The following is a 25823-nucleotide window of genomic DNA, read 5'->3' as shown; positions in this document are numbered from 1 at the left end:
CGCCAGTCTCGCTGGTGAGCCGGACCTCGTCACGGAGAACACGCAAAGAGCGCTAACCGATGGACACCAGTTGGTCGATGGAGTCGATCGGAAGGTCACCGTCCACGATTGCGGTGACCACCAGCTTTTTGAGGTCGATGAGACCCCGATGATTGTCCAGAAACGCGATGTCGGCGGCGTCCCGCCCGGTAGCGATCCGAACGAGCGTCTGACGGGGCGCCAGCAAGGTGCCGTCGACGACGTGCCATTGGCCGTCGACGAATGCCTCGGCGACCGCGTGAAAGTCCATCGGATACAGCCCTGGCGCGTACACCGACACCGCACGGGCCGGCACGTTCACCGCCCGGAGGAGCGCGACGACCAAATGAGCGAAGTCGCGACATACTCCGGCACCCGCGAGCATCGTCTCCACCGCACCGTCGATCGGATCACTGGATCCGGGCACGTAGTTCAACCGGGTGCCGACCCACAACGAGACACGTTCCAACAGCGTGGCCGAGTCGGCATAGCTGCCGAATTCCGTTCCAGCGAAACCGTATAGCTTGTCCGCCTCGGCATATCGACTTGGTCGCAAGTACGTGGAGAGGTCTTGCTCGGTCACGGGTGGGGGGTCGGTGCGGCCGATGACTGTCGCCGCATAGTCGACGGTCAGATAGCCGGCCGGAACGACCAGCTTGTGGATGCGGTTACCGTGCATGCCGCTGATTTCAAGTGGCTCAACCGATTTGCCGTCCAGCTGAAACGACAGACGTTCGGACACTTCGGCATTCGGGCGCGGCGCAACCGCGATCTGGAACTCCAACGTCGTGGGCTCGATGATCTCGACCTCAAGCTCGGCGCCCACTTCGCGCCTGAGTTGCCGGTTGTTCATGGGCCGCTTCCTTCTGGTGAAGGCCGAGCTGGAATGAGAACTGCCGCTCGAGGGCCGGACACCGCCCGACCAGGGCGTTCAGACCGACATTACACCTCGCAGGAGAGCTCCGACGGCAACGCAATTCGCCGCAGGCGTGTAGTGTCGAAGTATCGGCGATATTTCGCACGCAACCTTTCGACGTTGAGTCGTCGCCGATGTCAATTTCTGGCCGATTCACGGCCGAGACAGGAGCGTCTCATGACGCTGACATCAGATCGCAGTTCGACCGGTTCCGGCCCGCAGGTCACACCCCGGTTGCGCCTGAAACCTAAAGCCCCTACGACCGGATACGTCGACGGGGCCTGGTGGCCCCACAGCAGCGAATTGGTCGACGAACTTCCCGACTTGCTGGCGGTGCTGTCAGTCCGACTCGGCATCATCCAGCGGGTTCTGTACAACCTCGGTGAATGGACCGCGACACCGAGGAGGTTCTCGACCGGCGGCACTGTGGTACGCCTCGACGGTTACACCCGTCAGCCGGCCGACACCGTGGAGGTCATGGGGCGCAACGCCGCCACGATCCACCTGCTGGTGATACCACCCGGAACCGACCCCGACCGGGCACACGACGCCATGATGTCGGCCGCGGCACCCGGCAACGGGTCTACCTCCGCACAACTGTTGTCCGACAAACACTCCTAGTGACATTACGCAACACCCAACGATCTAACGCCGCCAAGCCACGCCTACGGCTGAAACCGAAAGCACCGACGACCGGATACGTCGACGGGGCCTGGTGGCCGCACAGTGACGACCTGGTGGTGGAGCTTCCCGACTTGCTGGCGGTGCTGTCGATCCGGATCGGACCGATCGAACGCGTCGTCTACAACCTCGGCGAATGGGCCACCGCGGCCGACGAGTTCCGCACCGGTGACAACGTGATCCAACTCGGCGGGTGTACGGGGCAGCCTGTCGACACCATTCAGATCATCAGTGACAGGGGCCCGAAGCTGATCCTGTTGGTGATACCGCCGACGACGGAGCGGGAAGAGGCGCGCACGGCCATGATGTCGGCTGCGGCAGCGGAAAATTCGTCGACGATCGAAGACCTGCTGAGGGATTTGATCGAAAACGGCGGTTGACCACTCAGAGAAACGAATTCTCGGCGGTCAGGCCGCGCTCGGGAAAGGCGCCCATCGCGAAGGTCTCCGCGTTGCCCAACCCGGTGCCGCCACCGACGGGGTCGTCGATTCGGACCAGCAGGTCGCGCAACTGGTGCAGCTCGCGGGCTTTCTCGGGCTTGTCGCAATCGGTGACGTGGCTGCCCTCGACCTTGAGGTCGCCGACCCACTGGCCGTAGACCCAGTCGTTCCAGCCGTAGTAGCCGGCGGTGCCGAGGTGGAAACCGCCAGGCCCCGCGGCGGTGACGGTCAGCGGTCGCCGGGATCCGTCGGTGTCGATCAGCGTGACGGTACCGTGGGTGAAGCGGCGGTTGCCGTCCTCGAAGTGCATGTCCTGTTCGACCGACGGGAATCGGTGCGACGATCCGTCCGCATTCTGTTGTTCGGCCTGGCAACGGATTTCGGTGAACCCGTCGCCGCGCTCCTCCTGGTACATGACGAACAGCGAGTAGGCCGAGCCGTCCGGCCTGGTCAGCGTCATCGGCATCCAGGTCATGAACATCTGCTTGATCTTGCGGCTGCCGCGGGGTAGTCCGGGAATGGGTTTGCCGATGCCGGGCCGAAGCCCCCAGGAGTGGTCACGGATCGAAATCCATTGGTCGTCCGCGACGTCGGTGCGCTCGCCGTCGACCTCCACCCAACCGGAGGCGACGCCGACCTGGTGGTAGCGCAGGATGTTGTGGGTCACCCGGTAGCCGTCGGGGCTGCGGTCGGGCCACGGGTCCTCCAGCGCCGCGTCGAAACTCCCGCGCAGCTCGACGTCGAAGGCGATCGGCTGATGTTCGTTGCGGTCCAAGCTGATTCGAATGGCCCGAAGCGGTTCGACGACGCGGTAGTGCACCGGCCCGACGTCGGTGCTCGATGGCGCGGACGACAATCGCCGGCCGGCGCGCACGGTCCACTGCTCGGTGCCGCGGCACACCCCGGCGGCGCCGTCGAACACGCCGCGATTGGTGTACTTGCCGATCCCGAGCACCACCTGCAGCGAGTTGTCGCGGGCGTGGGCGATAGTCCAGATCTTCTCGGTCCACGACGGGTCCGACTGGCTGACCGTGGCGAAGGTGTCAACGATTTGGTGGGTGAGCAGCTCATCCTCCGGCACCAGGGCGCCGTAATTCGTTGACAGCAAATCGATTACCTCGTCGTCGTCGGAAAGAACCGGGTCATGTCGACACCGTGGTCATATTCGCGCATCCAGGTGTCCGCCCACTCGGGCAGCGGCTGATCGGCCGGGTCGTGGTTGGGGGCCTGGGACAACACCAGCCGCCACACCATCGCCAGCAGTTCGCGGGTCGGGACGGCACTGAACAGTGTCGGTGGACCACCGCGCCCGGCGCGCCGGCGCCGGCCGCCGGGGCCGCGAAACATGAACTCGCCGTACAGCAGCGAGATCGACATCAACTCCTGCGCGGAGGCGCCGCGGTCCTCGAACGGGACGACCTCGTCGAAAGCCTTCGCGATCTCGTGGGCGACCGCGCTGACATGGGCGAACGTGTCGCGGATGCGCCTGGTCCGGTACCACGGGTTGGGGCTGATGTGGCGATACAGGATCAACCCGGAGCTGCGATGCTCGATCTCTTCGACGAAATGCCACATCATGAGCGACGCGACCCGTTGATCGCCTCCGCCGAACAACGAATCCCGGTTGTCCAGAAAGACTTTGAACAGCGGGGTGAACGTCGCCTCCAGGTTGGCGATGTAGGCGGCGTGGAATTCGATCGGCTGTTCGTCGAGCAACCGGTCATAAGCGCGGCACGCGTCGACGTAGCACCACTCGAGTTCGGGGTAACGCTGAACCAGCGCCAGCATGTGTTTGCGGTGCGCGGACGCGTGTTGCGCCTCTTGCCGCAGGAAGGCGTCGGCCTCCGCGGCGACGTCCGGGTCGTCGCGCCACGCGTCGGCGGCCCGCCGGACCACATTGACGATGTAGCGCTCGAACGGGACGGCGATGAACGTGAACGCGTTGCAGAACAGCCCGAAATTCGGATTGTCGGGCTGCCACTTGAACGGCACGCCGGCGTCCTCGAAATCCCACGGGATCTTGCGGATCACGAGGTGGGTCACCGTCGCTACCTTTCCATCGACCAGGGCCAGCGGTAGGGTCAGTGTGACATTTGACCCCCTGGATGTAAAGGACGCGATGGTGGCCTCCGCGCACGCCGCCGACGCCGAGCAGTCCACTCGGCGACGGATTCTTGCCGCCACGTTCGTGGTGCTGGCCCGGGATGGTCGCCGGCGGTTGCAGCTGTCGGACGTGGCAGCGCAGGCCAAGGTGTCGCGGCCCACGTTGTATCGCTACTTCGGCTCGAAGGAGGGGCTACTCGAGGCGTTCGGGCTGTACGAGCAGGACAACTTCGATGCCGGCATCGCCACCGCGATCGCGGGTCTGAGCGGGGCCGATCGGCTCGACGCCGCACTGCGATTCGTAGTGGACTTCCAGAACGGCTACTCGTTGGGCTCGCTGGCCGAGGTCGAGCCGGAACATGTTCTGCAGCAGATGAAGCGGGTGTTGCCGATCATGCGCGATCGCATCGCCCGCATCATCGGCGGCGAGCACGCGCATGTCGCGGCCTCGGCGGTAGTACGGATCGCCATGTGCCACTACGTGATCGCCGACAACTCCCCGAGCGAATTCCTCGCCGAGTTGCGCCACGCCGCCGGCCTGAGCCGCGCAGGTCTGCCCGCCTAGAGGATAGGCGTTATTTACATCCGGACCGTCATATGTAAATCTGTCTGGCATGGCGGGAATCGCGCTCGTACAACGCGACCTAGCGGACACCAGGGCCCGGCTGGAGACGTGGTTCGGCCACCGGTTCGGCGGCGAGGCGACGGTGTCCGAGCTCAAGACGGCGAACCGGGCGGCCGGCTGGTCGAGCGAGAGCCTGGTGTTCACCGCCGAAGTGGATGGCCAAGCCGGCGATTACGTGCTGCGCATCCCGCCCGCCGGCGGCGGCATCTACCCCGACTACGACCTCGAGGCGCAGACCCGGACCCAAGAGTTTCTGCACCAGCATGGGATCGCGACACCGTCGCCGATCGTCTACGAGCCCGACGAGTCGTGGATCGACTCCAAGTTCCTGGTGATGCCGCGCATCGTCGGGCACACCCCGTCCGACACCACGTACGCGACGCGCGGCTGGTTACACGATGCGGGCGCACAGGTGCAGCGCCGCGTTCACGACGCGTTCGTGGAAACGCTCGCGGCGCTGCAGCGGGTACCGGTCGACGAAGCGACGTGGCTTCATCGGCCCAGCGGCGCAGGCGTTTCCGCGGAGCTGGCGTGGTGGCGGGAGTACGCGGCCTGGGGCACCGACAACCAGATTCCCGACGTGATGGCCGAGGCGTTCGACTGGCTGTATCGCCACCAGCCCGAGGAGACCGGACACAACGCCGTGTGCTGGAATGACGCTCGGCTGTCCAACGCGATCTTCGGCGACGACGGGCAGATCGTCGGCGTCCTGGACTGGGAGCAGGCCTGCCTGTGCCCCGCCGAGACCGACTTCGCGTGGTGGCTGGCCACCCGTCGACAGATGTTGGAAGTCAATGGGATTGACGCCGATCCCGAGCTGCCCGGGTTCGACAGTCGCGCGCAGGTGATCCGCCGCTTCGAGGAGATGATCGGCCGGGAACTGGTCGCGCTCGACTGGTACGAGGTCTTCGCGATGACGCGGATGGGTTGTTGCATCATGCGGACCCAGGCGCTACTGCGCAGCATCGGGCAGGGCGATCATTTCCTCACCCGGGCGCCGATCCTGCCGGCCTGGACGATTGCGGCCGTGCGCGGGTAAACCGTGCCGAGTGGCCAATTACGACACGCGATTCGTCGAAAACTGTTGCAATAACTGGCTATTCGGGCCGCAGCTGATCTACAGCCAGGGCGGCACAATCCATTCGCCATAGGGAGCGACCGCGAGACGATCGAGCAGACCCGCCTCGTCGAACGCGACGCCGACTTCGCCGACGCCCTCGCTGAAATGCGCCCACCCGTCGACGTGGGCGGGAATGACCAAGCGGGCGCCCAGCACCTCGGCTGCGGCGGCAGCCCGCTGACCGGTCAGCGTCAACGGCCGGCCCCGCTCCTTCGACGCAACCCGCGCCGCTCCCGCGAAAATCACCGCGACGTCGACGTGGCCGACCCGTTCGGCGATCTCGCGGACCGCCGCCACCGACGCGTTGTCGCCGCTGAGATACACCGTCGGCAGACCCTCCCCCGACAACACGAATCCCGTCACCTCGCAGTTGACGTGGCCGGCGGCGTCGCGCACCCCGTCGGCGGGACCGTGCACGGCCGGAACCGCTTGCACCGATATCGCTTTGACAGCGCCCTCCGCGGGCAGCTCATAGGTTTCGAACGGCGTGAGGCCGACGGCCACCCGACCAAGCCGCCCAGCGGCGCCCGGATTCGTCAACACCAGCGGCGCGGCCAGCGCCACTCGGCGGCCCTCGTCGTCGAAGTTGTCGGGATGGTTGTCGTGGCTGATCAACACCACATCGACCGGCCCCAGCGCGTCGGACGGCACCGCCGGACCGACGATCTTCTTGAGGTAGTCGTGCGGGCCGGGCTCGTCGAACGTGGGGTCGATCAGGAACCGGCGGCCGCCGAGATCGACGACCGTCGTCGGACCGCCGAGGACGCTGAATGCGACGTCACGCCGTCGGGCGTCTACGCGAGTGCTCACGCCAAGGACTGTAGGCGCACTATGGGGTGGTGGATATCTATGACGTCATGCGGACCACATTCGCCGCGCGCAGCTACACCGACGACCCGCTGCCCGACGACGTGCTGGAGCGAATCCTCGACAATGCCCGCTTCTCCCCCAGCGGCGGCAACCGCCAGGGCGCCCACGTGATCGTGATCCGTGAACACGCAACCCGGCAACGGCTCGCCGAGCTGTCGATGACAGGCGCGCGCCGGTACACCGCGCAGATTGCCAACGGCGAAAGTCCTTGGAACCCCTTGCACGAACCCGGTCCCAGCGCCGAGCAGATCGCGGCGACCGACGTGCCGGCGCAGTTCACCGCCCCGTTCCTCGAGGCCGCGGTCGTGCTGGCCGTCTGCGTCAACCTGGAGGTGGTCGCCGCGATGGATCAGCACCTGGACCGGATCGGCGTGATCAGCGGCGGCTCGGTCTACCCGTTGGTGTGGAACATCCTGCTGGCCGCCCGCAACGAGGGCTTCGGCGGCACGATATCGACCATGCCGGTGGCCGAGGAGCCGCGCGTACGCGAATTACTCGGTATCCCAGACACTTACGCGCTCGCCGCGTTCGTGCCGTTGGGCAAGCCGACCAAACAGCTGACCAAACTGCGGCGGGTCAGCGTCGCCGAGTTGGCCACCCGGGAACGCTTCGACGGCGAGCCGTTCGAGGCCTAGTCCGCGGTGAGCGCATCCCCGGGTTGCTGCTGGCCGAGCAGTTCGTCTTGGCCGACTTCGGGCACGTCGTGGCCGTTTCCGTTGCCGTTACCGGAACGCTTGGTGGACTTCTTCTTCGAAGCGGTCTTGGCGGTGTCGTGGGCGTGGCCGTTGGTCGGCACGCCTGCCGCGGCGGCTACTCCCTCGATGGCCTTCTCGGTGTACACCCGGTAGCCGAACTTCGGTTCGTAGCCGTGGATCTCCTTGGTGTCGAGGTCGCGCATGAATTGCAGGATTTCACGGCTGAACACCTGACCGGGCACGAGCACCGGGAAGCCGGGCGGGTACGGCGTCACGTAGGTCGCCGACACGACATCGATTCCGGCGTCTAGCTTTTCGTCGATCTGGTCGCCGTTGAGATATTCGCCATTGCTGTCGTCGTAGGACAGGTAGAACGCGCGACGGACATCGCCCTCGGGTGTCGGTTCCGATCCGCTGTGGTCCCGGAACGCCTCGTGGAATCCGCTGAAGTTGCACAGCGGCACCGGACGCTCGGTGAGTCCCCACACCGCCTGCTCGAAGTGCTCCCGCTCACCCAGGCTCATCTCGGAGATGGACTGGTCGAGCTCGGCGGCGATGCTGACCAACACCTCCACCAAGAACGCCACCGAGCTGCGGGTGGTGCCGATGTTCGTCATGAACAGCACGCTGTTGCGCGACGTCTTGTTGATCTGAATGCCGTAGCGGTCCATCAACTGCTCACGCTTGAACGTGTCCCCGTCGTAACCAGTCCGCCCGATGGACAACGTGATTCGTGACGGGTCGAGCACGAACTCGTCGTCGTGCCAGGCGGCCATCATGTTGCGCAATCCGGAGCGCAGTGGCTGGTCGATGGCCGTCGGGCGGAACTCGCTGGGGATGAGATGCGCTGTGCCGAGGGTGTTCATGTACTTGCTGAGCAGTGGGTGGTTGTCGATCGCGTCGCGCAGCTGCATCGCGTTCTCGATCTGGCGCTGCACCAGCTCCGCACCCTCCAGCGCCACCTGACGACGCCCCAGGTCCAGCGATGCCAGGATCTGGTAGTTGGGCGAGGTCGAGGTGTGCGCCATGTAGGCCTCGTGGAACGGCACCGCGACCTTCTGGTCGAAGTCCTGGTCGTAGACGTGGATCATCGAGCCTTGCCGCAGCGAGGTCAGCGTCTTATGCGTCGACTGCGAGGCGTACACCCGCACCCGAGCGCGCGCCGGGTCGGGCTTGAGTCGACGGTTGAGAAGGTCGTCGTCGCTGGGGTTTTCGGCGGTCTCGGCGGCCAGGTACTTCTCGTATTCGGCCTTGTATTCCGGACTTTGCAGCCGCTCGCGCACGGCCGCGGCGCCGGCCATCGCGGTGCGGGTGCGGTACACCGGGTGGAACCGGGCGAACGCAAACCACGCCTCGTCCCACAGGAACACCAGGTCCGGCTTGATCGCGAGGCACTCCTCCATCACCCGCTCGACGTCATAGACGATGCCGTCGAAGGTGCAGTTGGTCAGCGACATCATCTTGACGCGCTCGAGCTTGCCGGCTTGCTTGAGCGCCAACAGCTTTGACTTGATCTCGCGCAGCGGTACCGCGCCGTACATCGAGTAGTCGTTGAGCGGGTATGCCTCGAGATAAACGACATTCGCGCCGGCCATCATCATGCCGTAGTGGTGCGATTGGTGGCAGTTGCGGTCCAGCAGCACGATGTCGCCGGGGGCCACCACCGCCTGGGTGATGATCTTGTTGGCCGTCGACGTGCCGTTGGTGACGAAATAGGTGTGCCGTGAGCCATAGGCTTTCGCGGCGAGCTGCTGGGATTCGCGCAGCGGGCCGGTGGGCTCCAGCAGGGAGTCCAGACCGCCGCAGGTCGCCGAGGTCTCGGCCATGAACACTTCCAGCCCGTAGAAGCCGACCATGTCTTTGATCCAGTGCGAGTTGACGATCGACTTGCCCTGCGAGATCGGCAGCGCGTGGAAGACCCCGGTCGGCCGGTGACTGTACTGCTTGAGAGCGCTGAAGAACGGGGTGCGGTAACGCGCCGCGACGCCCTGCAGGATCGACAGGTGCAGCTCGAGCATGCCTTCGCGAGCGTGGAATACCCGGCGGAAGTACTGGCCGAGCCGGCCCGCGATGTCCTCGACTTCGATCTCGGTCATCAGGTAGAGGTCGAGTTCCGGGCGCAGCTTGGCCAGCGAGGTGGCGAGGATCTGCGCACGCTCTTCCGGCGAATAGTGATCGGCGAGGTCGTTGGACAGCCCGGTGTCGACGAATTCCGACAGCGACGACAGATCGCGGGTCGACTTCGCCGAGAAGCGCCGCCGAATCACCACGGCCTGCAGGTTGACGTTGAGCCGCGCCGCGATCAGCGCCTCGTCACCGCTGGGCACCACGACCAGCTCGTAGACGAACTCGTCGTCGGGGCGCCGCCACTTGCGAACCTCGTTGCGCAGTGCGCGTTCCTGCGCCTCAGTCATCTTCTCGACGACCAGCACCTCGAAATAGGGGCGATCACGCTCGGCCTCGGTCTGGCCTTCGAGTTGCCGCGGATCGGACGGAAACATGTCCAGCTCGTCGGCACCGGCATTCTCGACATCGCCGGTGCGATACGACTCCTGGCTCAGGGCCCGGTTGATCTGCGCGACCAGCTGGCAGAACTTGTCATAGCTGCCGGCGGTGAAAAGCCTTTGCACGCGCGCGAATTGCGGCGAGCCGGGATAAGCCCAATACGGCTCCAGCGAGCTCAGGCGGCTCAGTAATTCCTGGCAGGACGCGATGCACTTCTCCTTGAGCTCACCCGCAGTGTCCGGGCGCGTCAGCCGGTCGGCGGCCTCCTCCAACCGGCACCAGGAGTCGCTGCGGACCTGCCACAGGCTGTTGTAAGCGCGCAAGTGTTCTGTCATGACCGGCCCTCTCGGAGTACGACGTGTCAAGGTTCGCAGACACAGCCCGCTCGATGGTGGCTGTTGAACAAACTCTGGGCGACCGTCGTATGATGCCGACGCCGCACCGGAAGCCAGCCCGTCCGGCTACAGTTCCGGCCTTCGCACTAATCCGCAGCGGGAAGGAATGCCATGTCGGTGCCCGAATTCGTGGCTGGCTCGGGACCCTCGCCGGTGCCGCAACGGCCGTTGCCGCCGGTCCACCACGTCTGGGTCGCCGGGCCGGGAGACGGGCGGCGGCTGTATCGCACCACGGTGATCAAAACCGCCAGCATGCGGTGGCTGGCGGCGCTGTGGGGGCTGTCGCTCGCGCTGCTGGTTTGCTCGGTCGTCCTGGACCCGACCCACAACGCGACGTGGTTGGTGGTCGACATCGCCTTTCCGGTCATCTTCGTGCTGCTGCTGCGTCAACGAAGCAAAGCCCAAGAAGCACTCATGACGCCGGGATCGGTATGGGCGACGGGTTTCGGCGCCAACGAACTGCTGATCGTCACTCCGGCCAGCACGCTGGTGATCGACTATGCGGCTCTGCTGCCGCCACACGTCGCCGGGTTGGCGGTGCTGATCCGGACCCGCTACGGGGTGAGCGCGACAGCGCTTCCGCTGCAACTGTTTCCGCCAGAGGCATTGGCCTTCCTGACCCAACGCACCGCGCAACACAGCTAGCGCAGCTGCGGAAGGACCTCTTTCTCGTAGGCCGAGAAGAAGCCCTCCAGGTCGGGCCCGATCTGCTGGACGTAGACCTCGTCGATCCCGGCGTCGAGATACTGACGCAGTTGCGCCGCGTGCTTGTCCGAGTCGTCGCCACACGTCACCGACTCGGCGACCTTGTCGGGTGGCACCAGGGTCGACGCGGCTTCAAAGTCCTTGGGACGGGGCAGGATCTGCGCCAGCTGGCCCGGCAGACTCTCGTTGGCCCACAACCGATGCGCTTCCTTCAATCCCGCGTCGGCGTCGCGGTCCCAGCTGACCTTCGTGCCGGCCTGAGTCGGCTTGTCGCCTCCGCCGTTGTCGCGGAACGCCTTGAGTAATTCCTCGTCGGGTGAGGTCGTGCAGAAGCCGTCTCCGATGCGACCGGCCAGTGCAGCTCCCTGCGGCCCGAACCCGGATACGTAGATCGGCACCGGCTTTTCCGGGAGGGTGTAGATGCGGGCTTCCTGCACCTCATAGTGCTTGCCGTGATAGCTGATCTCTTCGCCCTTGTGCAGTTTTCGGATGACGTCGATGGACTCTTCGAGCATTTCCTGACGGACACCAACCGACGGCCACGGGTCCCCCAGTACATGCTCGTTGAGGGCCTCCCCGCTGCCGACCCCGAGCACGAAGCGTCCACCGAGTTGCACCGCCGCTGTCGCGGCCGCCTGCGCGATGATCGCCGGGTGGATCCGGATCGTCGGGCATGTCACCGCGGTGGTGACCGGCAGCGACGTCACCTGTGACAGCGCGCCGATCACGCCCCAGACGAACGGGCTCTGGCCCTGCGCGTCGTTCCATGGGTGGAAGTGGTCAGAGATCCACAGCGCTTCGAAGCCGGCGGCCTCGGCACGTTTGGCCTGCTCGACGAGTTCCACTGGCCCGAATTGCTCGCACGAAAGAAAGTATCCGATTTTTGGCATGGCATCCGGGTACCCGCTTAGGCCTACCAACTGAACGTCCGCTAACCGAAGGTAACTTTCTTGTCGGCTCCCGAGCTCGATCCCTCGATCACCTCGTCCAGCGCATCGCCGTACCGGCACGAGGGTTTCGTTCCGCTGCGCAGCTACGCCGCCATCGGCGACGGCCGCACGGTGGCGCTCGTCGCGCAGGACGGTGCCATCGACTGGCTGCCGCTGCCGGGTTTGGACGACATTCCGGTGTTCGCGGCGATGCTCGACGAGATCAACGGTGGCCGACTCGAACTCGCGCCCATCGCCGACTTCCGCTCCGAGCGTCGCTACATCTACGGGACGAACGTTCTGCAGACCACCTTCATCACCGACTCCGGAAAGGTCACCGTCACCGACGCTCTCAATGTCGGCATCGCCGGCCGGCTGCCGTGGAGCGAACTGGCCCGCCGCATCGACGGCGTCGAGGGCTCGGTGCAGATGACATGGCGGGTGGCACCCGGGACTTGCTTCGACACGTCGTCGCCATGGGCACGAAAGACGCCGCACGGCATGGTCTTTCGGGCGCAATCCGTGACCCTGGGAGTGTGCGTGTCAGACGAACTTGACACCGACCTGACCGACCAAGCGATCTGCGGGACATTCACCATTCATGCCGGGCAGCGCCGCGTCATCGGCGTGGTCGGCTCGAAAGCCGAGCCGTTGATGTTGTCGACGGCCCAGGACGTCGACCACGGGGTCGATCGCACGATCGACGCGTGGGAGGCTTGGTCGGCTCAGTTCGACTACACCGACGATTGGCAGGACGCGGTGCGGCGCAGCGCGCTGGCGTTGAAGCTGCTGATTTTCAGCCCCACCGGAGCGATCGCAGCGGCCGCGACAACCTCACTGCCGGAACGCTTTTCGAGCGCGAAGAATTGGGACTACCGATACGCCTGGATTCGCGACACCGCCTACACCGTGTCGGCGCTGCTGCGGTTCGGCCTACGCGAGGAGACGCACGCCGCCGTCAGCTGGCTGCTGCGCACCGTGCGCAGGCACGGACCCGAAGTCGGCGTCTTCTACCGTCTGGACGGGTCGAGCCCCGACGAGCCGCAGACCTTCGACATCCCTGGCTGGCGACACATCGGCCCGGTGGTGACCGGAAACCGCGCCGACGGACAACTGCAACTCAGCATCTTCGCGGACCTGTTCGACACCGTCCGTCTCTACGTCGACAGCGGACGGGCCTTGGACACCGAGACCGGGCACTTGCTGGCCGCCTACGCCGACCAGGCGTGCGATGCCTGGCGCCAGCGCGACGCCGGCATCTGGGAGTTACCCCAACGCGAGCACTACACCAGCTCCAAGATCGGCTGCTGGCACGCGCTGCGCTGCGCGGTCCACCTCGCCGAGGAAGGCCAGATCCCCGGCGACCCGTCCCGGTGGGCGAGTGAAGCCGAGCGCATCGCCGACTGGGTTCACCGGCACTGCTGGTCGGATGCGCTCGGCGCCTACGAGTGGTATCCGGGCAGCGGCAAACTGGATGCCTCGTTGCTGTTGCACGCCGGCAGCGGCTTCGACACCGGCCCGCGCATGTCATCCACCGTCGACGCACTGCGCCGCGAACTAGGTTGCGGCTCATTGCTTTACCGCTACAGTGGGGCACGCGACGAGGAGCGGGAAGGCGCGTTTGTAGCCTGCGCATTCTGGGCGGTTTCGGCGCTGCACCATGTGGGGCGCACCGACGAGGCGCGGGAACTGATGGACGAGCTGGTCAACCACGCCAACGACGTCGGGTTGTTCGCCGAGATGATCGATCCCGACGACGGCTCGTTCCTCGGCAATCTTCCCCAAGGACTGAGCCATTTGGCGCTGATCGGCGCGGCACTCGACCTGACCGCCGACAGGCAGCGGTGAGCTCACATCGGCGGCAGATAAGGGATGAGCAGTTCGGCATTCGGTGCCGGGGAGTCCGTCGCCGTCGTGTGGTCGAAGTCGCGGCGCAGACTCGCCCCGAGCGCGTGCAACAGAGCGTCGAGCCGGGGCGAGTCCGCCGGGGGGTGGTCGAAGTTGGTCACAGCCGGTCCATTTCGCGGGCCATCCGGGACTGCTCCAGGTACCCCATGTCGCTGGGGTAGTGCTGACGCGGCGGCGGCAGATGCCACGAGCTGGCGGTGCTGCGTACCGCAGCGAACAGCCGGCGGGGCATCGACAACCTCCCCGACAGCGCCGACCGGGTTCCGAACAGCACCTCCTGCTCGGTGATCAGCACGGGTGCCTGATTCGGCGCACTGGGCTTCGGCGGGGTCTGGGCCGTGGTGTGGGCGACATCGCTCGTCGGCGCTGATATCGCTGTTGTGTCGGACATTTCGCCTCCTCGTGGGTGTGGTCCGCTGGTGGCGAACCCGCTGGGATGAACATCGAGTCTCATCCGAGGAGGAGCTGGCGAACAGAAAGCACGCACCACTTATGCGGTGGTGTGTACCCCCCGGTTTTCGCCCTGGTGATCGAGTGCCGTCGAAGTCGTTGCCGCGCCCGATAGTTCAGTAATTATGTGCGTTCAGTACGCGTCGAAGTGCGCGCCGCAAAACATAAGTAGTCGGCTACTCTAGCCGCCCGCGCCACATCCACGGATAGTTTGGGCAATCATGATCAACCGCTTCACCAGGCGATATGGGTTGCGTACCGTGAGAATCGGGAAAGGGCAACAATGAGTAGTCCAATTTCGGTCGTCATCGCCGAAGACAGCCTCTTGGTGCGCGACAGCGTTCACCGCGCGTTGTCCACTGACTCAGATGTGAATGTCATTGGCGTCGCCGAGGATTACGACTCCGCGGTCGAACTCATCGACAAGCACCGTCCGACACTGCTTTTCACCGATGTGCGAATGCCGCCGACATCAACCGACGAGGGCATTCGGCTGGCCCGGTGGATGCGCTCGGCACATCCCGAGATCGGTGTGATCGTGCTGTCGCAGTACGCGGATCCCGGTTACGTCGCGGGGCTGCTGGACGGCGGCACCGCCGCGCGGGGCTACCTGCTCAAGGAGCGCGTATCGAATTTCGACCAGCTCAGCGAGGCGGTCCACGAGGTTGCCGCGGGCGGGACGGTACTCGATCCGCTGGTGGTCGAGGCACTACTTGCCCGGCCCAGTTCGGTCGCGACGCTGAGCCGGCTGACGCCCCGTGAACGCGAAGTGCTGGCCGAACTGGCCACCGGGCTCAGCAATCGCACGGTGGCACAGCGGCTCGTCCTGACCCAGCGGGCGGTCGAGAAACACATCAACTCGATCTTCGCCAAACTGGGCCTGACCGGCGACGACTCGGTCGACCGGCGGGTCAGGGCGGTGCTGATGTTTCTCGGCGACAACAACTCGGTCCACCAGTCATGAGAACAGTGGTGTGTACACCCTGGCGAGCAGCGGATCGGCGCCGCATTATCCGTAGGTGGTGGACAAGGGAGTGCCGGTGTGGGTCGTCGACGACCAGACCAGTTTTCGGCTCGCCACCGCCGCGACAGTCGCCGCCACCGACGGTTTCACGATGGCCGGTATCTGCGAAAACGGCGAATCGGCGATCGCACTCATCCCCGGCGGAAGCGCCGGCATCGTGGTGATGGACATCCACATGCCGGGAATGGGTGGCATCGAAGCCACCCGGCAGATCCGCGCCGCACATCCCGAACTGATCGTGCTGTTGACGTCAACCTACGACGTCGAAGACCTTCCTGCGGAGGTCGCGGACTGCGGTGCGGCGGCCTACCTGCACAAGGAAGACCTCAGCCCCGAACTACTGACCCGGATATGGCGAACAACCCGGTGAAAGCCACCGCCGCAGCCGAATCGGTGCCCTACTGGCAGGTGCCGAAGGTGCTGCTGCTGGCGGCGGTGCGGTCGTCGTCGGTGCTCGGCCACGACCTGATCAATCGCTTCATGGTCGAACGCTTCCAACTCTTCCTCGCCGGCCACCTGGCCCTGTACTTCGGCGCCGGCGTGGTGCTCCCGCTGTGGGAGTACGTGTACGTGTTGCGATCGGCATGGTTTCTCGCCCTCATCGCGATCTGCGGAATGCAATGTGTCGTGCTGGCGGTGGCGCTGCCGTTGGCGCGGCGCGGACGCCACCAGTCCTCGATCACGTTGGCCTGCATCGGCAACTGGATCGCCGCGCTGCTCATCACATTCATCGCGCCGAACCTATTGCCGGCGATGGTGCTCCTCGCCCTGGTCCCCGTCGTCTTCGCTCAGCCCTACATCCGCTGGCAACGTGGCTTGACGTTCGCGGTGATCACCGCGGGCTGCGTGCTGGCACTGGCCGCGGTGGCCCGCTTCCAGCATCTCTCACAGTCGGCCAGCGGCCAGGTGCCGCGCTGGATCGACCACGCGTTCATTCTGATTGCGCTGCCGGTGAACGCCTTTCACATCCTGGTGATCGCGTGGAACAACGCCGCGGCGCTTGCGGTGTCGGAGCAGCTGCTCGCCGAACGCGCGGCCGAAGTCGAGGCGTCGCGCGGCCGGCTGGTGACCGCCGCCGACGAGGAACGGCGCCGCCTCGAACGCGACCTGCACGACGGGGCCCAGCAACACCTCGTCGCGTTGGCGGTGCTGATCCAGCTTGCCCGCAACGCCGAGGGTGACGCGCACCGTCCGCTGTTGACCGAAGCGAGCGGGTTGCTGGACAACGCGATCGCCGAGATCCGCCGGCTCGCCCACGGCATCTACCCGCCGTCGCTGGTCAGCGGGGGTTTGCCTCAGGCGCTGTCGGCGGTGGCCGCGCACTCCGCCATCCCGATCCACCTCGAGCTGCACGACCTGGGGCGCTACCCGGGTTCGATCGAAGCCGCGCTGTATTTCTGTTGCAGCGAAGCGCTGCAGAACGCCGCCAAACACGGCGGCCCAGACGTCACAGTCACCATCGCCGCACGCGCGAAGCCAGAGTTGTTGACGTTGACCATCAGCGACACCGGCCCGGGATTCGAGCCGGCCACCATCGGCACCGGGCTAACCAACATGCGGGACCGGATCTCGGCGATCGGCGGTCAGCTGCTGATCGACACCGCGCCGGGACACGGGACCCGCATCACCGCTGTCGTAGCGACTGCGGCGCAACAGGATTCGCTTCAGCCTCAACGCAGAGTCGCCGCTCACACCTCGTAAACGCTGATCAGGCCGTCTTGCACGGCGCGGGCGAACAACGCCGCTTTCGACGGGGCTGAGCGATTGATTTCGCTGTAGCGCTTTCGGATTCGCTGCAGATGGGTCCGCACCGTGCTGGGTGCGATGTGCAGCTTGTGGCTCACCGACTCCTTGTTGTCGGTGAGTAGCCACTCGATAAGGACGCGCCGCTCCTGCGCGGTGAGGTCCGGGCGGCCGTGTTGTCGTGCGGCTCGCACCGCCGCGGCGGCGCGTGGGCCGCAGGATGCCTTGCCGTGCTGGGCCGCCGTGATGGCATCGATAAGATGTTGCGGTGCTTCCGATTTCACGATGTAGCTAGTGGCTCCGGCGTCCAGGCACTTGAGAATGATCTCAGTCGAGGCGAGCTGCGAGTAGGCGATGACGCGATGCCGCAGCTTGGACAGTTGCTCGAGGCCGGCGAAATCCGGCCGCTGCTCGCCGCATTCAGGGTCGTAGACGATCACCTCCGTGACGCTGGGGTCACGCGGGTGCTCGTGGAGAAACTCCGCCACTGAGCGGTAGGCCGGCACGATTCCGGTCGGAATAGCCGCCTCGGCAGCCCACCGCACCACACCGGTGTGGACGATCGGGTGGTCATCGATAACGACCAGGGGAACGGTGCCAATCATGTGTGCGACCACCATCCGATGGCGCGTGTAAACGCGCAGGAACCATAGCCAACCTCCCTGCTGAAGTTGACTGGTACGTGACGTACCAGTAGCTAGATTAGCGGGACAGTACGTACCATGTAAAGCATGACATTCAGGGGGCAGGAAATGTCATCCGGAACACGGGTGGTCGACGGGCGGGCGGCCCGTTGGGAGGGGCAGCGCGAGAAGCGCCGCGAAGAATTCATCGAGGCCGCGTTAGAGGCGATTGCCCTCTACGGGCCGGGCGCATCGACAGAGCAGGTCGCCGAACACGTCGGGGTGACCCGCACCAAGCTCTACCGGTATTTCGACGGAGCCGCCGACCTGCACCACAGCATCGCGCGGCGGGCCAGCGACATGCTCACCGCCAAGCAGACGCTGGTCTGGGACCGGCCCGTCAGCCCGATGCAGCTGGTCAGGGCCACCGTGACGATGCACGTCCGGTGGCGCATCGAGCACCCGAACCTCTACGAGTATCTGACCCACCACCCGCTCAGCGATGACGCGCACGCTGTCGCCGCCATCCACGACGTCAACCGCACGGTGGCGGCGAATCTCTGCGAGGTGATCGCAACGTACTACCGCACCCTCGGCATCGACGAACGCCCCGCCGTGCCGCTGAGCATCGGCGCGGTCGGCTTCGTGGAATCCTCAGTCACCCACTGGCTGAACGACCCGAAGCCGCTGCCGCGCAAGGAATTCACCGACCAACTCGCCGAATGGATGTGGTCGCTGCTGAACACGGCGGTCGTGAAGGCCGGGCTCGTGGTCGATCCCCACGAGCCGATCGCCCCGAAGAACCCGTGAGACGGACGAGCCCGCAGCATCTCGATGCTGCGGGCTCGTACCTCTGAGTGGCAGATCCAGGATTCGAACCTGGGTAGGCGTTAGCCGACGGATTTACAGTCCGCTCCCATTGGCCGCTCGGGCAATCTGCCGGTGTATTACGGGTAGCTAGCCTACAACGAAGATGTACTCCGATAACAAACGGCCAACACCGCACAACCGGCCCACACCGATGGAAGGAGACGTACCCGATGGCGGATTCATCGTTCGACGTCGTGAGCAAGCTTGACCGGCAGGAGGTCGACAACGCCCTCAACCAGGCCGCGAAGGAACTCAGCACCCGATTCGACTTCCGCGGCACCGACACCAAGATCGCCTGGAAGGGCGAAGAGGCGATCGAGCTGACGAGCTCCACCGAGGAACGGGTCAAGGCAGCCGTCGACGTCTTCAAGGAAAAGCTGATCCGCCGCGACATCAGCCTCAAGGCGTTCGACGCCGGCGAGCCGCAGGCCTCCGGCAAAACCTACAAGGTCACCGGAACCCTGAAAGAGGGGATCACCAGCGAGAACGCCAAGAAGATCACCAAGCTGATCCGTGACGAAGGACCCAAGAGCGTCAAGACGCAGATCCAGGGCGAAGAGGTTCGGGTGACCAGCAAGAGCCGCGACGACCTGCAGGCCGTGCAAGCACTGCTGAAGAAGGCCGACCTGGAAGTGGCCTTGCAGTTCGTCAACTACCGGTAGGCCCTCGCCCAATCAACCGGTGGGTGCCTACTCTGGTGACCTAGTTAACAGCGGACGTGAGGGGCACCGATGACTGTGACGCCATCTGAGGTAACCGAGGTCGACGTCGTCATCATCGGCGCGGGCATCTCGGGGTTGGGTGCGGCCTACCGCATCACCGAGCGCAACCCGGGGACCCGGTACGTCATCCTGGAGCGCCGCGAGCGGATCGGCGGCACCTGGGACTTGTTCCGCTACCCGGGCGTGCGGTCCGACAGCAGCATCTTCACCCTTTGCTTCCCGTGGGAGCCGTGGACCAAAGCGGCGAGGGTGGCCGACGGCGTCGACATCCGGGAGTACCTGGAAAAGACCGCGCACAAATATGGCATCGATCAGCACATCCGGTTCAACAACCGGGTGCGCTCCGCGGACTGGGACTCCTCGACCGACACCTGGACCGTCACCGCCGAGCATGACGGCACGGAGAAGACCTATCGCGGCCGCTTCGTGTTCTTCGGGTCCGGCTACTACAACTACGACGAGGGCTACACCCCTGACTTTCCCGGCTTCGACGAATTCGAGGGCGCGAAAATACATCCACAGCATTGGCCGCAGGACTTGGACTACCGCGGCAAGAAGATCGTCGTGATCGGCAGCGGCGCAACCGCGATGTCGCTGATTCCGTCGCTGGCCCAGCAGGCCGCCAAGGTCACCATGCTGCAGCGCTCCCCCACCTACCTGTTCTCGGCGGCCAAAAGCAGTCCGTCGACGAACTTCGTACGAAAGATTCTGCCGCGCAAGCTTTCTCATTCCTACGCGCGGCAGAGCAATGCATTGCTGGAAGGCGTGATCTGGTTTCTGGCCCGCACCACGCCGGGGTTCGTCAAGTGGTGGATCCGTCAGATCGCGCTGCACTACCTGCCCAAGGGCTACGACGTCGACACGCACTTCAAACCGCGCTACAACCCATGGGACCAGCGGCTGTGCCTGATACCCGACGCCGACCTGTACGTCGCGATCGGTGACGGCCGGGCCGAGGTGGTGACCGATCACATCGACCATTTCGATGCCACCGGAATCACGCTGAAGTCCGGTAAGCATCTCGACGCCGACGTGATCGTCACCGCGACCGGCCTGCAACTGCAGGCGCTCGGCGGGGTGACGGTGTCGATGGACGGCGGCGAGGTCAAGCCGCAGGACCGATTCGTCTACAAGGCTCACATGCTCGAAGACGTGCCGAATCTGTTCTGGTGCGTCGGGTACACCAACGCTTCGTGGACGCTGCGCGCCGACATGACCGCCCGTGCGACGGCAAAGCTGTTGCATCACATGGCCTCTCACGGCTACACCCACGCCTACCCACACCTCGCCGGCGAACCAATGCCAGAGAAGCCGGCGTGGGACATCCAGGCCGGCTATGTGCTGCGCGCTCCGCACGCGCTGCCGAAGTCGGGCATCAAGCGGCCGTGGAACGTCCGGCAGAACTACTTCGCCGACGCGATCGACTATCGCTTCGATCGGATCACCGAGGCAATGGTGTTCGGGAGGGTCACGGAGAAGTCGGCACTTACCGGGTGACTCCACACGGGTGAAGTGACAGGGCAGGCAGATCCGTGAAAAGCTCAGTGCCGTGACTGGTCTGTCGGTTGCAGACATCGACCGATGGCAGCCCACCGATGTGCGCGAGGTTTTCCATGCCGCGCGTAGTCGCCATGAGGCCAACGAACTCGCACGCGATGGCCTGGCGAGACTGCCTGCTTTTCAGAGTTGGGGAGGCGCGGCGGCCGATGCGGCCAAAAACTCCGTCGAGCAGACCCGGAAAGACCTCGACAAGGACGGGCGCGAAGCGCTGGCCGTAGCGATGGCCGCCGACCGGGCCGCGGATGGCATCGAAGCAGTGAAGGCGCGACTGCAAACGCTTCGCGATGCGCTGGTATCCGCCGGGCTGACAATCGACCCCGTGTCCAACAAGGTCGTAGCCAGCTCGGCATTCACCGGCAGCGCTCACATGCTCGCGGAGAAGCTTGCCCAATTTCAGCCTCAGCTCGACGCGATTCTGGGCGAGGCGACCATCGTGGACGAGGAATTAGCGCAGGCTATCGACATGGCTGACGGCGACATTCCGATCCCTCACGGAACGCCAACCATCGATCGGGTTGGTACCGATGGCCTGACACCCGAACAAGTCACCATCGATGCCAACCAGGAAAAGAATCGCCGGGATGCGTTCCGCCAGGTTTACGGCCGAGACCCGTTGTCTGCCAACGATTGGCGGATGGCCGAGGCGCTGGACCCCCATACCTACGACCCGAGATATCGTGGGTACGAATCCAATGTCGTCGTCGGAAAGTTCAATCCGATTCCCGGTGCAGGTGTGTATCGGCAGAACATGTACATACCCGGCGCGGAAGTCCAGAACTTCGAATTCAACGACCGGGCCAATCCGCACATGGTCGGTGACAACCGGGGGCCATCCCCGTTCGCGCCATCGGAAGCCTCGCGGGTCAGCCTCTATGTGGACATGGACCACGGCATTATCGTCGCTCGGCAGAATCCCACGCTGTCCACCGACGGGAAGGACGCCGGCGCCGGCAAGCCCATCGTCAATGCGCTCCAAGGCGACAACGGGGCGTTGATGATTGGCTACCAGGCCGCGGATCCGTTTGAGCCAGGGATTGCGAAACCGTTTGTGAATGTCAACGGCACGATGAATATCGTGCCCACCGGAGGCGGCAATGTGGCCGTTGGTGGGAGCATCACGCCGTACCCGAGCACGGAGGCGTATCAGTTCAAGCCCGACGGCACCATAACTCAACTGTTCAACCAGCAGGTGACCACGAACCAGCTTGGCCCGCTTACTCTTCCGCTCGGCCACAACGATGTTGGGGCGTCCCTGCCGAATTTGCCTCAGCCGTGGACTCCACAAATGCCAGACGGATTACCTCCTTCGGCGCCCCGCCTCATACCCACCCAGCCGTTACCGTTGACAACGCTGGGTTCGGCCGCTAATCCACCACAGGTGTACACGGTCCCGGTGCCGCCTCCTCCTGCACCGCCCGTGGCCGCACCACCGTTGCCGGTCCCCACGCCACCGCCTATGCCCGCTCCGCCGTCCTGACAGAAAGCGTCGTTGCCATTAAACCGATCAGGCTGTCACCGCAATACTGGGCGCTGGCAACATTTCTCATACCGATTGCCAGCGCGATCGCCTACGGCGTCTGGCTCGGTGTCAGCGCTGCCGGACTGGCGCATTCGACGCAGAGTGAAGAAGCTGTCCGCACGGGTGCGCTCGCAATATTGGGCGCCGCCTGTGCGCTCGTACCGCGCGCGTGGGTGCGGGCCGTGGCCATCTCGTTCAGCGCCGCCTTGCTTCTCGCGCTCCTCGTCTTGCTCCAAACCACCATGCTCGGAGCAGCTTGATGAGAGCTGATCGCGAAGTCGCTCAATCGGCGCCACGCTTTTCAGCCTGGTCGCCCCTCGTCGCGGTGATGGGAGCATTGATCGCCGGATCGTCGCCCGGATGGGTGACCGCGGCGGCTTGGGGTCTGGCGGTGGTGTGTTCGCTGCCGTTCAGAAGGTTTCGGATGGTCGTTCCGTGCGCGCTCGTGGCCTGGGCAGCGGGATGGTTGGCCTCCTTTGCGGTTCGGCTCACCGAAGCGGGGTTGATCGGGCTGTTCGTGGTGAAGTGACAGCCGTTTGCGGGCTTGGTAAGAAATCGTCATGACATTGCGGGTCAACCTCGAACACCTCGTCACGTCCGTCGCTCAAATCACCGGTCACGGCGAAGACCTGGCGACTTCGCACTTGTCCGCCGACAATCGGATCGCGGCCGCACAAGGCGGCTGGACGGGCCGCTCGGCACAAGCTCTGGCTCGCCGCACGCCGCAATGGAGCGAGAATTCGACGGCGCTGGTGACCCAAATCGGCGATCACGCCGATCAGTTTTCCGCCTGCGGTCGGACGTTCGCAGCGATGGAGACCAGGCACGCGAGCCAACTGCATTCTTTGATCGACTCCTAGTAACAACTTCTGGCCAACCGCCGGTAAAGATCACGCGACCGCAATACGCTGAGCCACATGGCAGCTACGCGCGAACCGAACGTCGTCGTTCTGGGGGGCGGCTCCTGGGGTACCACCGTCGCATCGATCTGCGCGCGCCGCGGGCCGACGCTGCAGTGGGTGCGCTCGGAGGAAACCGCCAAGGACATCAACGAAAACAACCGCAACACCAAATACCTTGGTGAGGATCACGTCCTGTCCGAAAGTCTGCGCGCCACCACCGACTTCGCCGAAGCCGCACAGTGCGCCGACGTCGTGGTGATGGGAGTGCCGTCTCACGGATTCCGCGGGGTGCTGACCGAGCTGGCAACCGAACTGCGGCCGTGGGTGCCGGTGGTGTCGCTGGTCAAGGGTCTCGAGCAGGGCACCAACATGCGGATGTCGCAGATCGTCGACGAGGTGCTGCCGGGCCACCCGGCCGGCATCCTGGCGGGGCCCAACATCGCCCGCGAGGTCGCCGAGGGCTACGCCGCCGCGGCCGTACTGGCGATGCCCGACCAGCATCTGGCCGCGCAACTCGCTCAACTGTTCCGCACCAAGCGTTTTCGGGTGTACACGATCGACGACGTGCTGGGCGTCGAAATGGCCGGCGCGCTGAAGAACGTGTACGCGATCGCGGTTGGAATGGGCTACTCGCTCGGCATCGGCGAGAACACCCGAGCGATGGTGATCGCGCGCTCGGTGCGCGAGATGTCCAAGCTGGGCGAGGCAATGGGCGGGCAGCGGGACACGTTTGCGGGCCTGGCCGGGATGGGCGATCTGATCGTCACCTGCACCAGCCAACGCAGCCGTAACCGGCACGTCGGCGAGCAGCTGGGCTCGGGCAAGACCATCGACGAGATCATCTCGTCGATGAACCAGGTCGCCGAGGGCGTCAAGGCCGCGAGCGTGATCATGGAATTCGCCGACAAATACGGGCTGAACATGCCGATCGCCCGCGAGGTCGACGGAGTGGTCAACCACGGCGCCACCGTCGAGGACGCCTATCGCGGGCTGGCCGCGGAGACGCCCGGTCACGAGGTCCACGGCGCCGGGTTTTAGTCACAGGTCGAGCAAACTGATGGGCGAGCGGCCCGCCAGCTTCTGCACGACCCACTGGTTCAGCGACACGTTCTGCTCAGCGGCTTCGACAGTGAGTCGCGAATGCAGCATCGGCGATGTCCGCACCAGGAACTGGCCGCTGAATTTTCGGTCGGTGAGCGGCGGTGGGCCCTCTCCGTCATGTTCGGCGAGGTATTCGTCGACGTCGCGTTCGATGCCGGCGATCGCTTCGATGACCGTCGAAGCACGCTGCGACAGCCACGGCAGTTCGAGGCATCGCCCGATGTATTCGCCGAATTCAGAACACCATTCGGCGCGGTAGGTGTAGCGGTTCATCGGATGGTGATACCACCGGCGCGGCCGTCTCACGAGTCAGCCTGTGGAAAGCCCGAGGGGCCCAAAAGCGAAGGCACAATGCTTTGTGAAAAACGACTCGTATGCGATATCACCGGCGGGCAGTGGTATCGCATACGAGTCGAAAACGAAAAAGCATTACGCCCCAGCTGACGGGACAGATGAGGCGGACGTGACGAACGTCCGGCGACCAGTTCGCGACAGCGGATGCGACTAATGCCCGGCCATTTGTTCCAGACGGCGGATGCGGTCGGCGATCGGCGGGTGCGTCGAAAACAACGCCCCGATCTTCTCGCCGGCGCGAAACGGGCTGGCGATCATCAGGTGCGCCTGCGCGGCCAGCTGCGGCTCGGGCGGCAGCGGTGCGGCTTGCACGCCACCGGAGATCTTGCGCAGCGCCGACGCCAGCGCCAACGGGTCGCCGGTCAGGATCGCACCCGACTCGTCGGCCTGATACTCACGCGACCGCGACACGGCCAGCTTGACCACCGTCGCCGCTACCGGACCCAGCAACGAAACCAGCAGCAGCGCAAACGGATTGCCGCCCTCCCGATCGTTACCGCTCATCGACCCGAAAATGAACGCCATGTTGGCCAACGCGCTGATCACCGACGCCAACGCGCCGGCCACACACGAGATCAGGATGTCGCGGTTGTAGACGTGCGACAGCTCATGACCGAGCACGGCACGCAGCTCGCGCTCGTCGAGAATATTCAGAATGCCGGTGGTGCAGCACACCGCGGCGTTACGCGGGTTGCGCCCGGTGGCGAACGCGTTGGGCGCGGCGGTGTCACTGATGTACAGCCGGGGCATCGGCTGGTGGGCGGCGGTGGCCAGCTCGCGCACGATCCGGTAGATCACCGGCTCCTGCACCTCTGACACCGGCTGGGCGTGCATCGCACGCAGCGCCAGCTTGTCGCTGTTGAAGTAGGTGTAGAGGTTCATGCCGACGGCAAACAGGACCGCGACGAACATCACGCCCCTGCCGAACAAGCTGCCCACGAACACAATCAGTGCCGACATGCCAACCAGCAACGCGAACGTCTTCGCCGTGTTGTGATGCGGATGCCAGGTCATCAAAATCCTCCTACGACCATCCAGGTTCTCC

General features: G+C 65.0%; 28 protein-coding genes and 1 tRNA gene. 17 read left to right on the top strand and 12 right to left on the bottom strand.

Going from position 1 to position 25823, the window contains the following annotated elements; translation table 11 throughout:
• Positions 1–52: 52 nt before the first annotated feature.
• Positions 53–871 (bottom strand): transglutaminase-like domain-containing protein, encoded by an 819-nt coding sequence (locus MKK62_RS13890; protein ID WP_240260403.1) that lies wholly within the window; start codon positions 869–871, stop codon positions 53–55.
• Positions 872–1111: 240 nt separating this feature from the next.
• Here MKK62_RS13890 and MKK62_RS13885 point away from each other — a divergent pair, with 240 nt between their 5' ends.
• Both MKK62_RS13885 and MKK62_RS13880 read left to right on the top strand, forming a co-directional pair.
• A complete protein-coding gene (locus MKK62_RS13885; RefSeq protein ID WP_240260405.1) occupies positions 1112–1555 on the top strand; it encodes a DUF5994 family protein in 444 nt (147 codons plus the stop codon).
• Entirely contained in the window at positions 1555–1995 is a 441-nt protein-coding gene (locus tag MKK62_RS13880; RefSeq protein ID WP_240260407.1) for a DUF5994 family protein, read from the top strand. Before MKK62_RS13885 ends, MKK62_RS13880 begins: the two co-directional genes overlap by 1 nt.
• Positions 1996–1999: 4 nt before the next feature.
• Here MKK62_RS13880 and MKK62_RS13875 read toward each other — a convergent pair whose 3' ends face one another.
• Together MKK62_RS13875 and MKK62_RS13870 are read right to left on the bottom strand one after the other, a co-directional pair.
• On the bottom strand, positions 2000–3163 hold the full coding sequence (locus MKK62_RS13875; protein WP_240260409.1) for an Rv3169 family protein: 1164 nt from the start codon (positions 3161–3163) through the stop codon (positions 2000–2002).
• Positions 3164–3168: 5 nt separating this feature from the next.
• Entirely contained in the window at positions 3169–4098 is a 930-nt protein-coding gene (locus MKK62_RS13870) for a metal-dependent hydrolase (RefSeq protein WP_240260411.1), read from the bottom strand.
• A 76-nt stretch (positions 4099–4174) separates the two neighbouring features.
• Between MKK62_RS13870 and MKK62_RS13865 the strand changes: the two genes are divergently transcribed.
• Complete coding sequence (locus MKK62_RS13865) at positions 4175–4723, top strand: TetR/AcrR family transcriptional regulator (protein WP_240264153.1); 549 nt, start codon at positions 4175–4177, stop codon at positions 4721–4723.
• 49 nt (positions 4724–4772) lie between these two features.
• A complete protein-coding gene (locus MKK62_RS13860; protein WP_240260413.1) occupies positions 4773–5822 on the top strand; it encodes a phosphotransferase family protein in 1050 nt (349 codons plus the stop codon).
• 78 nt (positions 5823–5900) lie between these two features.
• Here MKK62_RS13860 and MKK62_RS13855 read toward each other — a convergent pair whose 3' ends face one another.
• Positions 5901–6713 carry an MBL fold metallo-hydrolase gene (locus tag MKK62_RS13855; protein ID WP_240260415.1) on the bottom strand — a complete coding sequence of 271 codons (813 nt, stop codon included), beginning with the start codon at positions 6711–6713 and terminating at the stop codon, positions 5901–5903.
• A gap of 29 nt (positions 6714–6742) precedes the next feature.
• Between MKK62_RS13855 and MKK62_RS13850 the strand changes: the two genes are divergently transcribed.
• On the top strand, positions 6743–7408 hold the full coding sequence (locus MKK62_RS13850; protein ID WP_240260417.1) for a nitroreductase family protein: 666 nt from the start codon (positions 6743–6745) through the stop codon (positions 7406–7408).
• Here MKK62_RS13850 and MKK62_RS13845 read toward each other — a convergent pair.
• The gene (locus MKK62_RS13845) at positions 7405–10308 is read right to left on the bottom strand and encodes an aminotransferase class I/II-fold pyridoxal phosphate-dependent enzyme (RefSeq protein ID WP_240260419.1); all 2904 of its coding nucleotides are present in this window, start codon (positions 10306–10308) and stop codon (positions 7405–7407) included. The genes MKK62_RS13850 and MKK62_RS13845 overlap by 4 nt on opposite strands.
• A gap of 171 nt (positions 10309–10479) precedes the next feature.
• Here MKK62_RS13845 and MKK62_RS13840 point away from each other — a divergent pair, with 171 nt between their 5' ends.
• Complete coding sequence (locus tag MKK62_RS13840; RefSeq protein ID WP_240260421.1) at positions 10480–11013, top strand: hypothetical protein; 534 nt, start codon at positions 10480–10482, stop codon at positions 11011–11013.
• On the opposite strand, the gene MKK62_RS13835 is transcribed toward MKK62_RS13840, so the two are convergent.
• Entirely contained in the window at positions 11010–11963 is a 954-nt protein-coding gene (locus MKK62_RS13835) for an LLM class F420-dependent oxidoreductase (RefSeq protein ID WP_240260423.1), read from the bottom strand. The genes MKK62_RS13840 and MKK62_RS13835 overlap by 4 nt on opposite strands.
• A 60-nt stretch (positions 11964–12023) precedes the next feature.
• Here MKK62_RS13835 and MKK62_RS13830 point away from each other — a divergent pair, with 60 nt between their 5' ends.
• Positions 12024–13850, top strand: coding sequence for a glycoside hydrolase family 15 protein (locus MKK62_RS13830; RefSeq protein WP_240260425.1), 1827 nt, complete (start codon positions 12024–12026; stop codon positions 13848–13850).
• Between the two features lie 2 nt (positions 13851–13852).
• On the opposite strand, the gene MKK62_RS13825 is transcribed toward MKK62_RS13830, so the two are convergent.
• On the bottom strand, positions 13853–14011 hold the full coding sequence (locus MKK62_RS13825) for a hypothetical protein (protein WP_240260427.1): 159 nt from the start codon (positions 14009–14011) through the stop codon (positions 13853–13855).
• Positions 14008–14301 (bottom strand): hypothetical protein, encoded by a 294-nt coding sequence (locus MKK62_RS13820; RefSeq protein WP_240260429.1) that lies wholly within the window; start codon positions 14299–14301, stop codon positions 14008–14010. Before MKK62_RS13820 ends, MKK62_RS13825 begins: the two co-directional genes overlap by 4 nt.
• A 342-nt stretch (positions 14302–14643) precedes the next feature.
• On the opposite strand from MKK62_RS13820, the gene MKK62_RS13815 reads away from it, so the two are divergent.
• Genes MKK62_RS13815 through MKK62_RS13805 form a run of 3 tightly spaced genes read left to right on the top strand, consistent with a single transcriptional unit; the run spans position 14644 to position 17085 of the window.
• Positions 14644–15324 carry a response regulator transcription factor gene (locus MKK62_RS13815; RefSeq protein ID WP_240260431.1) on the top strand — a complete coding sequence of 227 codons (681 nt, stop codon included), beginning with the start codon at positions 14644–14646 and terminating at the stop codon, positions 15322–15324.
• Between the two features lie 55 nt (positions 15325–15379).
• Positions 15380–15754: a response regulator gene (locus MKK62_RS13810; protein ID WP_240260433.1), complete on the top strand. Its 375-nt coding sequence runs from the start codon at positions 15380–15382 to the stop codon at positions 15752–15754.
• Entirely contained in the window at positions 15736–17085 is a 1350-nt protein-coding gene (locus MKK62_RS13805) for a sensor histidine kinase (protein WP_240260435.1), read from the top strand. Before MKK62_RS13810 ends, MKK62_RS13805 begins: the two co-directional genes overlap by 19 nt.
• Here MKK62_RS13805 and MKK62_RS13800 read toward each other — a convergent pair.
• Complete coding sequence (locus tag MKK62_RS13800) at positions 17073–17732, bottom strand: response regulator transcription factor (protein ID WP_240260437.1); 660 nt, start codon at positions 17730–17732, stop codon at positions 17073–17075. The genes MKK62_RS13805 and MKK62_RS13800 overlap by 13 nt on opposite strands.
• Before the next feature lie 126 nt (positions 17733–17858).
• Here MKK62_RS13800 and MKK62_RS13795 point away from each other — a divergent pair, with 126 nt between their 5' ends.
• Positions 17859–18560 (top strand): TetR/AcrR family transcriptional regulator, encoded by a 702-nt coding sequence (locus tag MKK62_RS13795; protein WP_240260439.1) that lies wholly within the window; start codon positions 17859–17861, stop codon positions 18558–18560.
• Positions 18561–18608: 48 nt separating this feature from the next.
• Here MKK62_RS13795 and MKK62_RS13790 read toward each other — a convergent pair.
• Positions 18609–18691 (bottom strand) — tRNA-Tyr (locus MKK62_RS13790).
• Positions 18692–18790: 99 nt separating this feature from the next.
• Here MKK62_RS13790 and MKK62_RS13785 point away from each other — a divergent pair.
• The 6 genes from MKK62_RS13785 (at position 18791) to MKK62_RS13760 (ending at position 24361) form a co-directional block, all read left to right on the top strand.
• Positions 18791–19282, top strand: a complete 492-nt coding sequence (locus MKK62_RS13785; RefSeq protein WP_240260441.1) for a YajQ family cyclic di-GMP-binding protein — start codon at positions 18791–18793, stop codon at positions 19280–19282.
• Between the two features lie 69 nt (positions 19283–19351).
• Complete coding sequence (locus MKK62_RS13780) at positions 19352–20839, top strand: flavin-containing monooxygenase (protein WP_240260443.1); 1488 nt, start codon at positions 19352–19354, stop codon at positions 20837–20839.
• 52 nt (positions 20840–20891) lie between these two features.
• Complete coding sequence (locus MKK62_RS13775) at positions 20892–22379, top strand: hypothetical protein (protein WP_491562393.1); 1488 nt, start codon at positions 20892–20894, stop codon at positions 22377–22379.
• 301 nt (positions 22380–22680) lie between these two features.
• The gene (locus MKK62_RS13770; RefSeq protein ID WP_240260447.1) at positions 22681–22950 is read left to right on the top strand and encodes a hypothetical protein; all 270 of its coding nucleotides are present in this window, start codon (positions 22681–22683) and stop codon (positions 22948–22950) included.
• 31 nt (positions 22951–22981) lie between these two features.
• Positions 22982–23281 carry a WXG100 family type VII secretion target gene (locus MKK62_RS13765; RefSeq protein WP_240260456.1) on the top strand — a complete coding sequence of 100 codons (300 nt, stop codon included), beginning with the start codon at positions 22982–22984 and terminating at the stop codon, positions 23279–23281.
• Positions 23282–23338: 57 nt separating this feature from the next.
• On the top strand, positions 23339–24361 hold the full coding sequence (locus tag MKK62_RS13760; RefSeq protein ID WP_240260458.1) for an NAD(P)H-dependent glycerol-3-phosphate dehydrogenase: 1023 nt from the start codon (positions 23339–23341) through the stop codon (positions 24359–24361).
• Here MKK62_RS13760 and MKK62_RS13755 read toward each other — a convergent pair whose 3' ends face one another.
• Entirely contained in the window at positions 24362–24697 is a 336-nt protein-coding gene (locus tag MKK62_RS13755; RefSeq protein ID WP_240260460.1) for a type II toxin-antitoxin system HicB family antitoxin, read from the bottom strand. It lies immediately after the preceding gene.
• Between the two features lie 231 nt (positions 24698–24928).
• Complete coding sequence (gene htpX / locus MKK62_RS13750) at positions 24929–25792, bottom strand: zinc metalloprotease HtpX (RefSeq protein ID WP_240260462.1); 864 nt, start codon at positions 25790–25792, stop codon at positions 24929–24931.
• Positions 25793–25823: the final 31 nt, after the last annotated feature.

It is taken from the genome of Mycobacterium paraterrae, from assembly GCF_022430545.2.
GTDB lineage: Bacteria > Actinomycetota > Actinomycetes > Mycobacteriales > Mycobacteriaceae > Mycobacterium > Mycobacterium paraterrae.
The sequence above is the reverse complement of the archived record's forward strand: the minus strand, read 5'-3'. Positions and strand labels throughout refer to the sequence as shown.

Excerpts from the sequence above, each read along its gene's own strand:
- MKK62_RS13795 (WP_240260439.1), top strand. The coding sequence starts at position 17,859 with ATGACATTCAGGGGGCAGGAAATGTCATCCGGAACACGGGTGGTCGAC.
- MKK62_RS13865 (WP_240264153.1), top strand. The coding sequence starts at position 4,175 with ATGGTGGCCTCCGCGCACGCCGCCGACGCCGAGCAGTCCACTCGGCGA.
- MKK62_RS13890 (WP_240260403.1), bottom strand. The coding sequence starts at position 871 with ATGAACAACCGGCAACTCAGGCGCGAAGTGGGCGCCGAGCTTGAGGTC.
- MKK62_RS13805 (WP_240260435.1), top strand. The coding sequence starts at position 15,736 with ATGGCGAACAACCCGGTGAAAGCCACCGCCGCAGCCGAATCGGTGCCC.
- MKK62_RS13885 (WP_240260405.1), top strand. The coding sequence starts at position 1,112 with ATGACGCTGACATCAGATCGCAGTTCGACCGGTTCCGGCCCGCAGGTC.
- MKK62_RS13765 (WP_240260456.1), top strand. The coding sequence starts at position 22,982 with ATGACATTGCGGGTCAACCTCGAACACCTCGTCACGTCCGTCGCTCAA.
- MKK62_RS13820 (WP_240260429.1), bottom strand. The coding sequence starts at position 14,301 with ATGTCCGACACAACAGCGATATCAGCGCCGACGAGCGATGTCGCCCAC.
- MKK62_RS13860 (WP_240260413.1), top strand. The coding sequence starts at position 4,773 with ATGGCGGGAATCGCGCTCGTACAACGCGACCTAGCGGACACCAGGGCC.
- MKK62_RS13815 (WP_240260431.1), top strand. The coding sequence starts at position 14,644 with ATGAGTAGTCCAATTTCGGTCGTCATCGCCGAAGACAGCCTCTTGGTG.
- MKK62_RS13770 (WP_240260447.1), top strand. The coding sequence starts at position 22,681 with ATGAGAGCTGATCGCGAAGTCGCTCAATCGGCGCCACGCTTTTCAGCC.
- MKK62_RS13845 (WP_240260419.1), bottom strand. The coding sequence starts at position 10,308 with ATGACAGAACACTTGCGCGCTTACAACAGCCTGTGGCAGGTCCGCAGC.
- MKK62_RS13840 (WP_240260421.1), top strand. The coding sequence starts at position 10,480 with ATGTCGGTGCCCGAATTCGTGGCTGGCTCGGGACCCTCGCCGGTGCCG.
- MKK62_RS13760 (WP_240260458.1), top strand. The coding sequence starts at position 23,339 with ATGGCAGCTACGCGCGAACCGAACGTCGTCGTTCTGGGGGGCGGCTCC.
- htpX (WP_240260462.1), bottom strand. The coding sequence starts at position 25,792 with ATGACCTGGCATCCGCATCACAACACGGCGAAGACGTTCGCGTTGCTG.
- MKK62_RS13780 (WP_240260443.1), top strand. The coding sequence starts at position 19,352 with ATGACTGTGACGCCATCTGAGGTAACCGAGGTCGACGTCGTCATCATC.
- MKK62_RS13755 (WP_240260460.1), bottom strand. The coding sequence starts at position 24,697 with ATGAACCGCTACACCTACCGCGCCGAATGGTGTTCTGAATTCGGCGAA.
- MKK62_RS13785 (WP_240260441.1), top strand. The coding sequence starts at position 18,791 with ATGGCGGATTCATCGTTCGACGTCGTGAGCAAGCTTGACCGGCAGGAG.
- MKK62_RS13835 (WP_240260423.1), bottom strand. The coding sequence starts at position 11,963 with ATGCCAAAAATCGGATACTTTCTTTCGTGCGAGCAATTCGGGCCAGTG.
- MKK62_RS13800 (WP_240260437.1), bottom strand. The coding sequence starts at position 17,732 with ATGATTGGCACCGTTCCCCTGGTCGTTATCGATGACCACCCGATCGTC.